Genomic DNA, 13,885 nt, shown 5'->3' with positions numbered 1-13,885 from the left:
GCTCGTGGGTAGGAGTGCGAGGGGTGGGCAGGAAGGTGAAAAAGAGAAAGTGGCTGAAACGGGAAAGGGAAGGGAATACAAGTTTACGCTAAAAACGTGATGATAAGATGTAGCGGTCAGGAAACGTGCCCGAAACGCAGCACAATGGCCGGCACTACTCGACGCAAGGCCGGCAAAACCCCACGGACGGCGCATGGCTTGCAAGCCGCGGGTGTCGTTCTTTGCGGCTGCAATTCGTCCACCAGCCCCTCCCCGACTCCCATGAGCGACCAGACCATTATTTTCAGCATGGCCGGCGTGAGTAAGATTTACCCGCCCCAGAAGCAAGTTCTCAAAAACATCTACCTCTCGTTTTTCTACGGGGCCAAAATTGGCGTGCTCGGCCTCAACGGCTCGGGCAAGTCGAGCCTGCTGAAAATCATTGCCGGCGTCGACAAGCAGTTCCAGGGCGAAGTGGTGTTTTCGCCGGGCTACTCGGTGGGCTACCTGGAGCAGGAGCCCCAGCTCGACCCCACCAAAACCGTGCGCGAGGTGGTGGAAGAAGGCGCCGCCGAAACCGTGGCCCTGCTGAAGGAATACGACGAAATCAACGAAGCCTTTGGGGCCGAAGACGCCGATTTTGACAAGCTGCTGGAGCGTCAGGGCAAGGTGCAGGAACGGCTGGACCAGCTCGACGCCTGGAACCTCGACAGCAAGCTAGAGCGCGCCATGGACGCCCTGCGCACGCCGCCCGAAGAAGCCATTATCGGCAACCTCTCGGGCGGTGAGAAGCGCCGGGTGGCCCTGTGTCGCCTGCTGCTGCAGGAGCCCGACGTGCTGCTGCTCGACGAACCCACCAACCACCTCGACGCCGAAAGCGTGTACTGGCTGGAGCAGCACTTGCAGCAATACAAAGGCACCGTCATTGCCGTGACCCACGACCGGTACTTCCTCGACAACGTGGCCGGCTGGATTCTGGAGCTGGACCGCGGCTCGGGCATTCCGTGGAAGGGCAACTACAGCAGCTGGCTGGAGCAGAAAACGGCCCGCCTGGCCCAGGAGGAAAACCAGGAAAGCAAGCGCGCCAAAACCCTGCAGCGCGAGCTGGAGTGGGTACGCATGTCGCCCAAAGCCCGCCAGAGCAAAGGCAAGGCCCGCCTGGCCAACTACGACAAGCTAGCCAGCGAGGAAGCCAAAGACAAGGAGCAGAAGCTGGAACTGTTCATCCCCGACGGCCCGCGCCTGGGCGCGCAGGTGATTGAGGCCGAGGGTATCACCAAAGCGTTTGGCGACAAGCTGCTGTTCGAAAACCTGAGCTTCGCGCTGCCGCAGGGCGGCATCGTGGGCATCATCGGGCCCAACGGCGCAGGCAAAACCACGCTCTTCCGCCTCATCACCGAGCAAATGCAGCCCGATGCGGGCACCTTCGTGGTGGGCCCCACGGTGCAAACGGCCTACATCGACCAGCAGCACGACACCTTGGACCCAGCCAAATCGGTGTTCGACGCCATCACGGGCGGCACCGAAACCATGCTGCTGGCCGGCCGGCCGGTGAACTCCCGCGCCTACGTGAGCAAATTTAACTTTGGCGGCGGCGACCAGGAAAAGAAGGTGGCCATGCTCTCGGGCGGCGAGAAAAACCGCGTGCACCTGGCCATGACGCTCAAGCAAGGCGCCAACCTGCTGCTGCTCGACGAGCCCACCAACGACCTGGACGTGAACGCCATCCGGGCCCTGGAAGACGCGCTGGAAAACTTCGCCGGCTGCGCCGTCATCATCTCGCACGACCGGTGGTTCCTGGACCGGCTGGCCACGCACATCCTGGCCTTCGAGGGCGACTCGGAGGTGGTGTGGTTCGAGGGCAACTTCACTGATTACGAGGAAGCCAAGCGCAAGCGCCTGGGCGACGTGGAGCCGAAGCGCGTGCGGTACAAGAAGCTGGGATAGCAACCCCTGGAAGCCTGATACTAATCACGCCCCGTCGTTCATTCGGCGGGGCGTGCTCGTTTTAGCTGGGGCACCGGCTGCGATGGGCTCAATTTTTGCGCTGCCCAATTGTTCCAAGAAGTTTGTTCTCTCTTCGTGCTACTGCCCATGCGTTTGCTTACTCTTCTTTTGCTATTGTTGACGGGTGGTGGGCAGGCGTGTGCGCAGGGCGAGAATAACAACTGGGCTTTCAACTTTCTGTACGGGCTGAACTTTCGGCCCTCGGGACCGGCCTTTTTCGCCACCAGCTTCCGGCACTCGGCCGGCGGTTGCTCCGCTATTTCCGACGCCAGTGGCCGGCTCCTGTTCTACACCAATGGCAACACGGTTTGGGACAGCCAGCACAACCCCATGACCAACGCCTGTAGCACCTGCGACGGAGCCGTTGCCCAACTCAACGCCGGATTCGGTGCCCATCACAGCACGCTGATTGTGCAGCGCCCCGGCAGCCAGTCGCTTTATTACGTCTTCACCACCGACGCCCAGCAAAATCTACTCAACGGAGGTCTGTCCTACACCGAAGTCGATATGTCGCTTCGGGGTGGGCTGGGCGGCGTCACGGCTGTGCGCAATGTGCGCTTGCCCACGCCTACCCTTAGCAGCAAAATCACCGAGGGCGTGGTGGGCATGCAGCACAGCAACCGCCGCGATGTGTGGGTAGTGGTACATGGGCTGGGCAACAGCACTTTCTACAGCTTTTTGGTGACCCCGGCTGGTGTTAATGCAACGCCCGTGGCCAGCGCCGGTAGCCGCCCAAGCACAAACATCAGCATGATGAAATTTGCGCCGGATGGCCGGCATCTGGTGCGGGCCGGGCTTTATGCGCCCGTCGAACTGTTTGATTTTGACGGGGCCACCGGGCTTTTGAGCAATGCGCAAGTACTGGACACCGACGTAGCCAACTCGTTTATCTACGACTTTGAGTTTTCGGCCGATGCTTCTAAGCTTTACCAGACCCAAGGAAGGCTTCTTGGCCCCGGCAATGCTTTTGATGCTGCCATCCTATACCAGTACGACTTACGGGCGGGGTCAACGGCAGCCATTCGCAATTCCAAATTTGTCATCCGCAAATCGTTGCTCACCGACCCTGATTTTCGGGCGATGGGAGATATCGAAATTGGCCCCGATGGTCGCATCTATGCTATTTCCGGCAACACCCTCGGCATAATAGACCGTCCCAACCGACGGGGGCTGGACGTGAATTACCGTCCCGTCGGATTACCGACGGTGGCGGTCAACAACATTACGGGCATTAGCGACCATAACCTGCAGAACATCGTGCGCCTGCAGCCGCCCTCCCTCGATTACATGGCTGAAACCGCCTGCGCAGGAGCGACGGTGTCGTTTGCGCCCTACGAAATCCCGACCGGCACCGGCCCCCTTACCTGGACCTTTTACGACCCGCTGACCGGCGCGGCCGATTCGGTGCAGGGGCCCTCGGCCGCACGGGCTTACCCGGTAGCCGGCACCTACCGCATCAAGCTTTCGACCACCCTGCGGGGCCAGTACTACTTCTCCTTTCGAAACCTCATCATCTCCCCGGTGCCCAACGTAGCACTTCCCGACACAGTGTGGCTATGCGCTGGCCCAACCTTGCTTTCCCTGCCCACGCAACCGGCCGGCAGCACCACTCGCTGGTCGGACAATTCAACCGGTAATCAGCTCAATGTCAGCACACCGGGCACGTACTGGGTAGAGGTAAGCAATTATCAGGGCTGCACCCGCGCCGATACAACGGTAGCAATAGCTTGCCAGGTCCCCAACGTCATCACCCCCAATGCCGACGCGGCCAACGAAGCCTTTCGCCTCGCCGGCCTGCAGGCAGCCGACTGGAGTATAAGTATTTACAACCGCTGGGGTGGCCTGGTGTACCGGCAGGAGCGATACGATAACCGCTGGAATGCCCCGAATCAAGCCGCGGGCATCTATTATTACCTGCTACGCAACCGCCGCTCAGGCCAGCAGTTGAAAGGCTATGTGGAAGTAATTCGTTAAATCCCACACCGCCAATCCAACGAAATCTTAAACCCGCACATCTGATACTACCACGGAGCCTGAACGCGAAAAAGCCGCTACCTCAACCGAAGCAGCGGCTTTTTCAATGAAATGCGCGGCTTTAGTTGCGCCGGCTGCCGCTCATGAAAATGCTTACGTAGTAAAGCAGTGTAGCCAGGGAACTGATGGCGGCCACCACGTAGGTCATGGCCGCCCACCAGAGGGCGTCCTTGGCCATGGCGTGCTCCTGGGTGGTCACCACGCCGCGCTTGTCCATCCAAGCCAGGGCCCGGCGCGAGGCGTCGAATTCTACGGGCAGGGTGACGAAGGAAAAGAGCGTGGTGAGCGAAAACAACGCAATGCCCACGCCCAGCGGAATCAGCGAGCGGTTAATCATGAACACGCCGGCCAGCAGAATCCACGGCATATAGGTGGACACGGCGCTCAGGGCGGGCACCATGGCCGAGCGGAACTGCAGCATGGAGTAGGCCGTGGCGTGCTGCACGGCGTGGCCGCATTCGTGGGCGGCAATGGCGGCCGCAGCGGCACTGCGCTCGGCGTACACGCCCTCGCTCAGGTTCACGGTTTTGTCGGTGGGGTTGTAGTGGTCGGTGAGGCTACCGTCGGTGCTGATGATGCGCACATCGGTAATACCGTGGTCGGCCAGCATAAGCTCGGCAATCTGGGCGCCGGTCAAATTGGCATGCAGGCCCACTTGCGCGTACTGCTTGAACTTGCTGCGCAGACGCCACTGAATGCCGAAGCTAACGAGCATCAGCAAAATCAACAGGAAATACATGGCTGAAAGAGAAAAAGGGTGAATACTGCTACGTAGTACGCAAAATGCGCTCCACGATACGCGAGGTGCTATAGCCCGGCACTAATGGCACGGTGAGCACCTGTCCGCCCCTATTTAACACCAACTCATGCCCCACAATTCCGTCGATGGCGTAGTCATCGCCCTTCACCAGCACGTCGGGCTGCACGAGTTCGATGAGGGCCAGCGGCGTGGGCTCGCCGAACAGCACCACGGCATCCACAAACGCTAAAGACGCCAGAATGCGCGCCCGCGCGTCCTCGTCCTGAATGGGCCGGCCGGGCTTGAGGGCGCCTACCGAAGCGTCGGTGTTCAGGCCCACTACCAGGGCGTCGCCCAGGTTCCGGGCCTGCTCCAGGTAGTCGACGTGGCCGAGGTGCAGCAAATCGAAGCAACCGTTGGTGAACACCACTTTGCGGCCCTGTTCGCGCCAGGCCGCCACGGTGGCCGGCAGTTGTTCGCGGCTGAGAATTTTATCTTTCGTCCACATATTCTGATGGGTTGGTGGGTGAGTGGGTTGGTGGAGCAGCAGGCAGGTGTTCTATTCCCCCAACCCACTCACCCACCAGTCCGCTTACTCACTGGTAAGCGGCTCGTCGGCAATGGCTTCGGCTTCGGCGGCTACGCTGCCTTTGTCGGCGGCGGCCACGGCAATGAAGCTGATGCCGCCCATGAGCACCACCAGCAGCGTCTGGGCGCCGTGTACCACCAATGCGTAGGCAATGCCGGCTTCTTTGCTGATGCCATACACGATGAGCACGCCCTGCACCAGCACGTGAAACGGCCCGATGCCGCCCGCCACCGGCGCCGCCATGCCAAACGCCCCAAACGTGAGCACGGCCAAGCCGGCGCGCATGTCGAGGTTATAGGTTTCGGGAAAGCAGAAGAAGGCCAGGTAGTCCATCAGGTAGTACACTACCCAGGTGAACAACGTGTGCAGGAGGAATAACCACTTATTTTCCAGCTTCAGCACGCTGAATACGCCCGCCAGCAAGCCTTTCACAAACAGCACGGCCTTGTTGAAAAACGCATTCTGCCGCAGCCGCTCCAGGTTGCGAAACAGCGCAAAGCCCGTGACCACAAGCAGAATAATTCCCACCACGCCCGCAATGGCCAGCGGCAGCGGGTTGCGGGCCAGCGAATCGTAGCGGCTGCCGAGAATATCGACGGTCACAAACTTCCAGAACGTCTGGAAATCCAGCAGCAGCAGCGTGCTCAGCAGGCCCAGCAGCACCAGCACGTCAATCACCCGCTCCGTTACCACCGTGCCAATGGCCACCTGCACCGGCACGCCGCTCGTGCGCCGCAGCACCGAGCAGCGGATGACCTCGCCCATACGCGGCAGCACCAGGTTGGCCAGGTTGCCCACCATGCTGGCGTGGTACACGTGCCAGTACGGGGCCGGATTTTGCGCGGCCTTGAGCTGCATCTGCCAGCGGTAGGCCCGGCTGAAATAGCCCAGCACCGACAGCGACAGCGTGACGGCCAGCCAGAAATAGTTGGCCGTGGCAATGTAGTGGCCAATGCGCGAGAGGTCCTGCCCCCGCACCGCGTACCACATCAGCGCGCCTGAAATGCTCAGCAGCAGCGCGTACTTAAGAACCGTGAAAACCGTTTTCAATGAGAAAGTCGAATGGGCGAAAAAGAGCGCCCGCCAGAAAATTCCTGCAAAGGTAAAGCGACTTGCGCCCCGCGCCTTGGCAATCCGGCGGCGCTAGTCCACCACCACGTTATCAATCAGGCGCACGCCGCCCAGGTGGGCCGCCAGGCACAGCACCACGGCGCGGCCGGGCACATAGGCGTCCAGCGGCTGCAGGGTTTCGGCGTCGGCCACTTCCACGTACTCGGGCGTCAGGAGCGGCTCGGCGGCCAGGGCGGCATCAGCAGCGGCTTTCACCTGCGTAGGCGGCACGCCCTGGCGCACTTGCGCGGCGGCCGTTTCCAGCACCCGGTGCAGCAGCGGCGCCACAGCGCGGGCGGTGGCGTCGAGGCGGCGGTTGCGCGAGGACATGGCCAGCCCGTCGGCTTCCCGAATGGTGGGGCAGGTCACAATTTCGAGGTCAAATGATAAGTCGGCCACGAGTTGCCGGATGATGGCGACCTGCTGCCAGTCCTTCTGGCCAAAAAAAGCCTGGTGGGGCCGCGCCATGTGAAATAATTTGCTCACCACCGTGGCCACGCCGTTGAAATGGCCGGGGCGGTGCGCGCCTTCCATCACCCGCTCCAGGTCGCCGAAGTCAAACCGCAGCACCGCAGGGCGGGGGTACATTTCTTCCACCGAAGGCGCAAACAGGGCCGTGCAGCCGGCCGGCCCCAGCAGGGCCGCATCGGCCTCCGGCACCCGCGGGTAGAGGCGGAAGTCCTCGGCGTTGTTAAACTGCGTGGGGTTCACAAAGATGCTGGCTACCACCACGTCGCAGGCGGCGCGGGCGGCTTGCACCAGTTGCAGGTGGCCGTCGTGCAAAGCGCCCATGGTGGGCACCAGGCCCACGCGCTGGCCGGCTTGGCGGGCTTGTTCGGTGTAGGCATGCAACGCAGCGGCAGTTGTTAGTATCTGCATAGAGAAGGGAGGCATTGGGCGAGGCCCGGGGCGTGTTGTATTGATTTTCCGCTCAAAATTGTTTAATTTTGTGCACCCATAGTATGGCCTTGTCCCATTCTCTTCAATAATTCCTTATGTCGAAGCTACGAATCCTTTACGCGGCCACCGAAATCGACCCGTTTCTGCAGACTACGAAAGTAGCTGAAATGCTCCGGCGCCTACCCGCCAGCATGCAGGAGATGGGCTGCGAAATTCGCATTTTCGTGCCGCGTTTTGGCATCATCAACGAACGCAAAAACCGGCTGCACGAAGTGGTGCGCCTCTCCGGCATCAACATTGCCGTGGGCGACGACGAAAAGCCGCTGGTTATCAAGGTAGCTTCTATCCCGACGGCCAAACTGCAGGTTTATTTCATCGACAACGAGGATTACTTCCACCGCAAGTCGGCCCTGGTCGACAAAAACGACAAGTTTTACGCCGACAACGACGAGCGCGCCATCTTCTTCTGCAAGGGCGTGCTCGAAACGGTGAAGAAGCTGGGCTGGTCGCCCAACATCGTACACTGCTCCGACTGGATGACCGGTTTGATTCCGCTGTACCTGAAAACGACCTACAAGAAAGACCCGGTGTTCAAGGACGCCAAGTCGGTGTTCTCGATTTACAACAACGAGTTCAACGACAAATTCGAGGGCAACATTCTGGAGAAAGCGAAGATGCTCGACATCGACGACCAGATGCTGGCCTCGCTGAAGTCGGCCGATTTCAGCGGCTTCATCAAAATGGGCATGGAATATGCCGACACCGTGGTGCGGTCCGACGAGGACTTCAGCGAAAACATGAACGGCATGTTCCACGAATACGCCCTCAACCACAAGCTCAGCCAGGTAGCCACCGATGAAAACCTGCACTCTTCTTACCTAGCGCTGTACAATGAATTGGCTAACTAGCCGCTGTGCGCCCCTCGTAGCCGTGGCCGCCCTGGCGGCGCTCGCCGGCTGCGACAAAGGCACCGACCTGAACGTGGATTTGCCGGAAACAACGGCCGTCAACACCACCTACAAAGACATTCCGCTGGAAGTGGCCACCGTGCGCCTCTCGCCGGTGCAAACCCTCAAGGCCAGCAATTTCCTGGTGGGCCGCCTGGCCGACAACGTGGCCGGGACCACCACGGCCGGCTTTTATTCCAATGTCATCGACGCCGCCGGCGTCAACACCGTTGTGAGGGCCAGCAACGGGATTCCGAGCGATTCGCTGCCCGCTAGCTTCACCTCTCCCCTGCTCGACTCGGTGGTGCTGGTGGCGGGGTTCGACCGCGTGTACGGCAGCACGGCAACGCCGGTGCGGTTCGATGTATTCAAGCTGGTGGCTCCGCTCGACGAGCGGCAGTCGGGCTACGACAGCAACAGCACGGTAGCGCTGGACCCGACGCCTTTGGGCCTAAACCTGACCAGCCGCCTCGACCGCAGGCAAGTGCAGATAGTGACGCCGGGCGATACGGCGACCACCACTAGGGCCGCCACGCCGGCCGTGACCACCATCGTGCCCGACCCCACGGTGCGCCTGCTGCTACAGCGCACAGCTGTGCCCGCCAGCGGCACCCGGCCGGCCGTATCCGCCGTGCCCTCGGCGTTTGCCGACGTTTTGTTTAGTGACCTGAAGACCGCCGGGTTTTCGCAGACCCAGCTCGACACGAGGCTGAAAGGCATTGCCGTTCTGCCCAATGCCGCCCATGCCGGCAGCATCGTGAGCTTCAGCAAGGGCTATAAGTCGCGCATTGTGGTGTATTACCACATTCCTGGCGTCCGAAACCCGAGGCACGTTTATTCCATTTACTTCGGCCCGACCTACAGCGGCATGGGGCTGGCATCGTCGCGTGACCCGCGCTACTTTACCACCATCGCCAACGTGCTGCCCCCGGCGCTGGCGGCACTGGCGGCCCCTTCCGGGGCCGTGCCAGCGGCGGCACTGAGTGGCACCAGCTACGTTCAGGAGGGCACGGGCCTGAGCACGCGCCTCACCCTGCAGGGGCGCATCACGCTGAAATCCCTCACTCAATCGAACGACACCAGCGGCGTGGTTATCAACAGGGCCGAGTTGCTGGTGCCCATCAAGCCGTATACCAACGTGTTATACAGCAGCCCGCTCCAGCTGTTTGGGGTGGAAACGGACGCCAATAATTCAATTTTGCAGCGTACGGTAAACTTTTTGTCGGTTGATAGAGTAGTGCAGGCCGACGGTCAAAACCCCTTGGGCACGGGCTACCCGGCCGCGGGGGTGTTGGCGGACGCCAGCGGGCAGTCGTCTTACACCATTCCCATTACTTCGTTCCTGCAAAACTACCTGTACAGCGACCCGGCCACGAAGGCGAAGTACTTGGTGCTAACGCCCAACATCCGAACCCTGAGTAACTTATCGTTGAACCGGGCGGCGCTCGATGCCAACAACATCCGCCTGCGCGTGTACTACTCGCGTCAGCGGTAACGCCGGCCTGCGGCGGGGCCAGTGAATGCTTCTGGCCATTTTTGCTTTTCTTTTTTCCGAATTTAACCCTTCCTGCCATGTGCGGCATTGTTGCTTATCTGGGCCATCGCGAGGCCTGCCCCATCATTCTCAAAGGTCTACACCGCCTCGAATACCGCGGCTACGATTCCGCTGGCGTCGCGCTGCTCAACGGCGACCTTAATGTGTACAAGAAGAAGGGCAAAGTGAGCGACCTGGAGTCCTACATTGCCGAGAAAGACACCCATGCCACCGTGGGCATGGGCCACACCCGCTGGGCCACGCACGGCGAGCCCAACGACGAGAATGCTCACCCGCACTACTCTACGTCGGAGCGCATTGCCATCATTCACAACGGCATCATTGAAAACTACGCCGCGCTGAAAACGCACTTGCAACAGCAAGGCCACGTGTTCCATTCCGACACGGACACGGAAGTTTTCGTGAACCTGATTGAGGAAATTCAGAAGCAGAACAGCTGCTCGCTGGAAGAAGCCGTGCGTTTGGCCCTGCACGAAGTGGTGGGCGCCTACGCCATTGTGGTGCTCAGCAAGGATGCGCCCAACCAACTCATTGCGGCCCGCAAGGGCTCGCCGATGGTGATTGGCATTGGCGAAGGCGAATTTTTCATTGCCTCCGACGCCACGCCCATCATTGAATATACCAACGAAGTGGTGTATGTGAACGACTACGAAATTGTGGTGATTCGCGATGGTCAGCTGGATATCCGCTCGAAAGAGGACGTGAGCCAGACGCCCTACATCCAGAAGCTGGAAATGGAACTAGACAGCATTGAAAAGGGCGGCTACCCGCACTTCATGCTGAAGGAAATTTTCGAGCAGCCGCGCTCGATTCTCGACTCCATGCGCGGCCGCTTGGAACTGGGCGCCAGCCACTTGAACATGGGTGGCATCCGGGCCTACGAGCAAAAGTTTGTGAATGCCCAGCGCATCATCATCGTGGCCTGCGGCACAAGCTGGCACGCCGGCCTGGTGGCCGAGTACCTGATTGAGGACCTGGCCCGCATTCCGGTGGAAGTGGAATACGCCTCGGAATTCCGTTACCGCAACCCGATTATCACGGAGCGCGACATCGTGATTGCCATCTCGCAGAGCGGCGAAACGGCCGACACGCTGGCGGCCATCGAACTGGCCAAGAGCAAGGGCGCTACCATCTTCGGCGTGTGCAACGTGGTGGGCAGCAGCATTGCCCGCGCCACCGACGCCGGCGCCTACACCCACGCCGGCCCCGAAATTGGGGTGGCTTCCACCAAAGCCTTTACGGCTCAGGTAACGGTGCTCACGCTGCTGGCCATGATTATGGGCCAGAAGCGCGGCACCCTCACCGACACCAAGCTGCGCGAGTTGATGGTGGAACTGGACACCATTCCGGCTAAGGTGACCAAGGCACTGGAGCTGGATGCTCAAATCCGCGAGATTGCCGAGGAGTTTAAGGACGCCACCAACTTCCTGTACCTGGGCCGCGGCTACAACTTCCCGGTAGCCCTGGAAGGCGCGCTGAAGCTCAAAGAAATCAGCTACATCCACGCCGAGGGTTACCCCGCTGCGGAGATGAAGCACGGCCCCATCGCCCTCATCGACGAGAACATGCCGATGGTGGTAATCGCCACCCGCGACAGCTCTTACGAGAAGGTAGTAAGCAACATCCAGGAAGTGAAGGCGCGCAAAGGCCGCATCATTGCCGTGGTGAGCGAAGGCGACAAAGTGATTCCGGCCATGGCCGAATTCGTGATTGAGGTGCCTCACACCAGCGAAGTGCTGATGCCGCTCGTGTCGGTGGTTCCGCTGCAGCTGCTGAGCTACCACATTGCCGTGTTGCGCGGCTGCAACGTGGACCAGCCCCGCAACCTCGCCAAATCGGTGACGGTGGAATAGTGAATTATGAATAGGCGGGTTTGAAAGCCCGCTTATGAGAAGCCGCTCCTGGAAACAGGGGCGGCTTTTCGCGTTATTTGCGGCCCTGAAACCACCAACTCACAACATCACCAATCCTCCGACATGGCTCACCAGATTATTCTTACCGACCAGGCACCCGCGCCCATTGGCCCCTACTCGCAAGCCGTGAAGGCGGGCAACACCGTGTACGTTTCAGGCCAGATTCCGCTGGACGCCAGCGGGCAGCTCGTGCCCGGCGACATCACCGCTCAGACCCACCAGGTGCTGAAAAACCTGAGCGCCATTCTCATGGCCGCCGGCCTCACGCTGGCCGATGTGGTAAAGTGCAGCATCTTCGTCAAGAACCTCGGCGACTTTGCGACCATCAATCAGGTATATGGCTCGTACTTCGACGAGGCCACCGCCCCGGCCCGGGAGACAGTGGAAGTAGCCCGCCTGCCGCGCGACGTGCAGGTAGAGATTTCCTGCATCGCGGTGGGCGCATAATATCGGGGCGAAGCGAGCGTTGGGAATGCTTCATTCTCAACCCTTAACCTCTTCACTTCGCATGAAAGAACTTGGACTCGGCCTGCTCATCATTGGGCTCATTTCGCTGGTGCTGCCGCTGATTAACCCCAACCTGCACTACGTTTTTCTCACCTGGATTGAGCAGTGGGGACCTGCCGTAGCCTGGGCCATTCGCGGCGGCATCGCGCTGCTGGGCTTGGTGCTGTGGCTGGGTTTTAAGAACCGGGACTAGCTCCGGAAGCCGCTCCGCCCGGCAAGCTCAGCGTTAACACCTTGGTACATAGCCGCGTAGAAAAAACCAGTTCGCAACTGTTGCGGGCTGGCTTTTTGGTTGTTCGGCTATGGCGTCGCCCCTTCCTACCCATCCCCTCGGCTCTGCCGCTGACCTTGACCCGCTGCTGGCTGCCATCGGCGACGCCCGCGTAGTGCTGCTGGGCGAAGCCTCGCACGGCACCCACGAATACTATACCTGGCGTGCGGCTCTCAGCAAGCGGCTGATACAGGAAAAAGGTGTTTCCTTCATTGCCGTGGAAGGCGACTGGCCCGACTGCTTCGAAGTGAATGCAGCTATTAAGCAGGACCAGGCCGCGCATGGCTCGGCGGCCCAACTGCTCCAAACCTTCAACCGCTGGCCCACTTGGATGTGGGGCAACTGGGAGATGGCGGCCCTTACAGAATGGCTGCAGCGTCATAACCAAGCACACCCCGCGGCGCAGCGCGTGGGCTTCTACGGCCTGGATGTGTACAGCCTCTGGGAATCGTTACAGGAAGTGCTGCACTACGCCGAGCAGCAGGGCGACGGCGCCATGGCCGCCGCCCGCCAGGCCTTCGGCTGCTTTGAACCCTACAGCTCAGACCCGCAGGAATACGCCCGCGCCGTAGCATTTGTGTCGGAAGATTGCCACGACGAAGTGAACGGCTTGCTGCGCACCCTGCGCCGCCAGGCGGCCACGCGCACTTACGCAACCCTATCGGAGCGCGAGCAAGCCTTTGCCGCCGAGCAAAATGCCTTGGTGGCCGTGAACGCCGAGCGCTACTACAAGGCCATGCTGCGCGGCGGCGGCGCTTCTTGGAACGTGCGCGACGAGCACATGATGGAAACCCTCACTCGCTTGCTGGACCTGCACGGCCCTGAGAGCAAGGCCATTGTGTGGGCCCACAACACCCACATTGGCGATGCGCGCCACACCGACATGCGGCGCGAAGACATGGTCAACATCGGCCAGCTGGCGCGCGAGCAGCTGGGCCGCGAGAACGTGTTCAGTGTGGGCTTTGGCTCGTACCAAGGCAGCGTGATTGCCGGCAAGGAATGGGGTGCGCCGTGGGAGCGCATGACGGTGCCGCCCGCTACGCGCAATTCCTGGGAGGACCTGTTGCATCGCCAACTGGGGGGTGAAAACGCGCTGCTGCTTTCGTCAGAAATCAGGCACGATGCCCGGCTGGCTGAATCGGTGGGGCACCGGGCCATTGGGGTGGTGTACCAGCCGCAGTTTGAGCGGTTTGGCAACTACGTGCCTTCCCTCCTGCCCGACCGCTACGATGCCTTTTTATTCATCGACCACACCCGGGCTTTGCACCCGCTGGTCATTGAGGGCGAACAGCACAGCCCGCCGGACCTATACCCGTGGGGCGAGTGACGTAGCG

General features: G+C 60.8%; 12 protein-coding genes. 8 read left to right on the top strand and 4 right to left on the bottom strand.

Going from position 1 to position 13,885, the window contains the following annotated elements; genetic code table 11:
* The first annotated feature begins 261 nt into the window (after positions 1–261).
* Positions 262–1,926, top strand: a complete 1,665-nt coding sequence (gene ettA / locus MTP16_RS06550; protein WP_243517013.1) for an energy-dependent translational throttle protein EttA — start codon at positions 262–264, stop codon at positions 1,924–1,926.
* Between the two features lie 147 nt (positions 1,927–2,073).
* Positions 2,074–3,960, top strand: a complete 1,887-nt coding sequence (locus MTP16_RS06545) for a T9SS type B sorting domain-containing protein (protein WP_243517011.1) — start codon at positions 2,074–2,076, stop codon at positions 3,958–3,960.
* Between the two features lie 121 nt (positions 3,961–4,081).
* Here the strand turns inward: MTP16_RS06545 and MTP16_RS06540 are convergent, their stop codons facing one another.
* The 4 genes from MTP16_RS06540 to panC all read right to left on the bottom strand — a co-directional run bounded on the left by MTP16_RS06540 (position 4,082) and on the right by panC (position 7,352).
* Positions 4,082–4,759 (bottom strand): zinc metallopeptidase, encoded by a 678-nt coding sequence (locus MTP16_RS06540; RefSeq protein WP_243517009.1) that lies wholly within the window; start codon positions 4,757–4,759, stop codon positions 4,082–4,084.
* Positions 4,760–4,787: 28 nt separating this feature from the next.
* On the bottom strand, positions 4,788–5,267 hold the full coding sequence (gene rfaE2 / locus MTP16_RS06535) for a D-glycero-beta-D-manno-heptose 1-phosphate adenylyltransferase (protein WP_243517005.1): 480 nt from the start codon (positions 5,265–5,267) through the stop codon (positions 4,788–4,790).
* Positions 5,268–5,351: 84 nt separating this feature from the next.
* The gene (locus tag MTP16_RS06530) at positions 5,352–6,398 is read right to left on the bottom strand and encodes a lysylphosphatidylglycerol synthase transmembrane domain-containing protein (protein WP_243517003.1); all 1,047 of its coding nucleotides are present in this window, start codon (positions 6,396–6,398) and stop codon (positions 5,352–5,354) included.
* Between the two features lie 93 nt (positions 6,399–6,491).
* Positions 6,492–7,352 carry a pantoate--beta-alanine ligase gene (gene panC / locus MTP16_RS06525; protein ID WP_243517000.1) on the bottom strand — a complete coding sequence of 287 codons (861 nt, stop codon included), beginning with the start codon at positions 7,350–7,352 and terminating at the stop codon, positions 6,492–6,494.
* 101 nt (positions 7,353–7,453) lie between these two features.
* Between panC and MTP16_RS06520 the strand changes: the two genes are divergently transcribed.
* From MTP16_RS06520 to MTP16_RS06495, 6 genes are all read left to right on the top strand, one after another.
* Positions 7,454–8,266, top strand: a complete 813-nt coding sequence (locus MTP16_RS06520; protein ID WP_196287255.1) for a glycogen/starch synthase — start codon at positions 7,454–7,456, stop codon at positions 8,264–8,266.
* Positions 8,250–9,800, top strand: coding sequence for a DUF4270 family protein (locus MTP16_RS06515; RefSeq protein WP_243516996.1), 1,551 nt, complete (start codon positions 8,250–8,252; stop codon positions 9,798–9,800). The genes MTP16_RS06520 and MTP16_RS06515 overlap by 17 nt, the downstream gene beginning before the upstream one ends.
* A 77-nt stretch (positions 9,801–9,877) precedes the next feature.
* Entirely contained in the window at positions 9,878–11,713 is a 1,836-nt protein-coding gene (glmS, locus tag MTP16_RS06510; RefSeq protein WP_243516993.1) for a glutamine--fructose-6-phosphate transaminase (isomerizing), read from the top strand.
* 123 nt (positions 11,714–11,836) lie between these two features.
* Positions 11,837–12,220 (top strand): RidA family protein, encoded by a 384-nt coding sequence (locus MTP16_RS06505; protein ID WP_243516991.1) that lies wholly within the window; start codon positions 11,837–11,839, stop codon positions 12,218–12,220.
* Between the two features lie 61 nt (positions 12,221–12,281).
* A complete protein-coding gene (locus tag MTP16_RS06500; RefSeq protein WP_243516989.1) occupies positions 12,282–12,473 on the top strand; it encodes a hypothetical protein in 192 nt (63 codons plus the stop codon).
* Positions 12,474–12,582: 109 nt separating this feature from the next.
* Entirely contained in the window at positions 12,583–13,878 is a 1,296-nt protein-coding gene (locus tag MTP16_RS06495) for an erythromycin esterase family protein (RefSeq protein WP_243516988.1), read from the top strand.
* The last annotated feature ends 7 nt before the right edge of the window (positions 13,879–13,885 follow it).

Source organism: Hymenobacter monticola (assembly GCF_022811645.1).
Classification (GTDB): Bacteria; Bacteroidota; Bacteroidia; order Cytophagales; family Hymenobacteraceae; genus Hymenobacter; species Hymenobacter monticola.
The sequence above is the reverse complement of the archived record's forward strand: the minus strand, read 5'-3'. Positions and strand labels throughout refer to the sequence as shown.

Bases quoted from the DNA above. Each gene is read 5' to 3' on its own strand.
- MTP16_RS06540 (WP_243517009.1), bottom strand. From the start codon at position 4,759: ATGTATTTCCTGTTGATTTTGCTGATGCTCGTTAGCTTCGGCATTCAG.
- MTP16_RS06500 (WP_243516989.1), top strand. From the start codon at position 12,282: ATGAAAGAACTTGGACTCGGCCTGCTCATCATTGGGCTCATTTCGCTG.
- glmS (WP_243516993.1), top strand. From the start codon at position 9,878: ATGTGCGGCATTGTTGCTTATCTGGGCCATCGCGAGGCCTGCCCCATC.
- MTP16_RS06545 (WP_243517011.1), top strand. From the start codon at position 2,074: ATGCGTTTGCTTACTCTTCTTTTGCTATTGTTGACGGGTGGTGGGCAG.
- MTP16_RS06495 (WP_243516988.1), top strand. From the start codon at position 12,583: ATGGCGTCGCCCCTTCCTACCCATCCCCTCGGCTCTGCCGCTGACCTT.
- MTP16_RS06515 (WP_243516996.1), top strand. From the start codon at position 8,250: ATGAATTGGCTAACTAGCCGCTGTGCGCCCCTCGTAGCCGTGGCCGCC.
- rfaE2 (WP_243517005.1), bottom strand. From the start codon at position 5,267: ATGTGGACGAAAGATAAAATTCTCAGCCGCGAACAACTGCCGGCCACC.
- MTP16_RS06520 (WP_196287255.1), top strand. From the start codon at position 7,454: ATGTCGAAGCTACGAATCCTTTACGCGGCCACCGAAATCGACCCGTTT.
- ettA (WP_243517013.1), top strand. From the start codon at position 262: ATGAGCGACCAGACCATTATTTTCAGCATGGCCGGCGTGAGTAAGATT.
- panC (WP_243517000.1), bottom strand. From the start codon at position 7,352: ATGCCTCCCTTCTCTATGCAGATACTAACAACTGCCGCTGCGTTGCAT.
- MTP16_RS06505 (WP_243516991.1), top strand. From the start codon at position 11,837: ATGGCTCACCAGATTATTCTTACCGACCAGGCACCCGCGCCCATTGGC.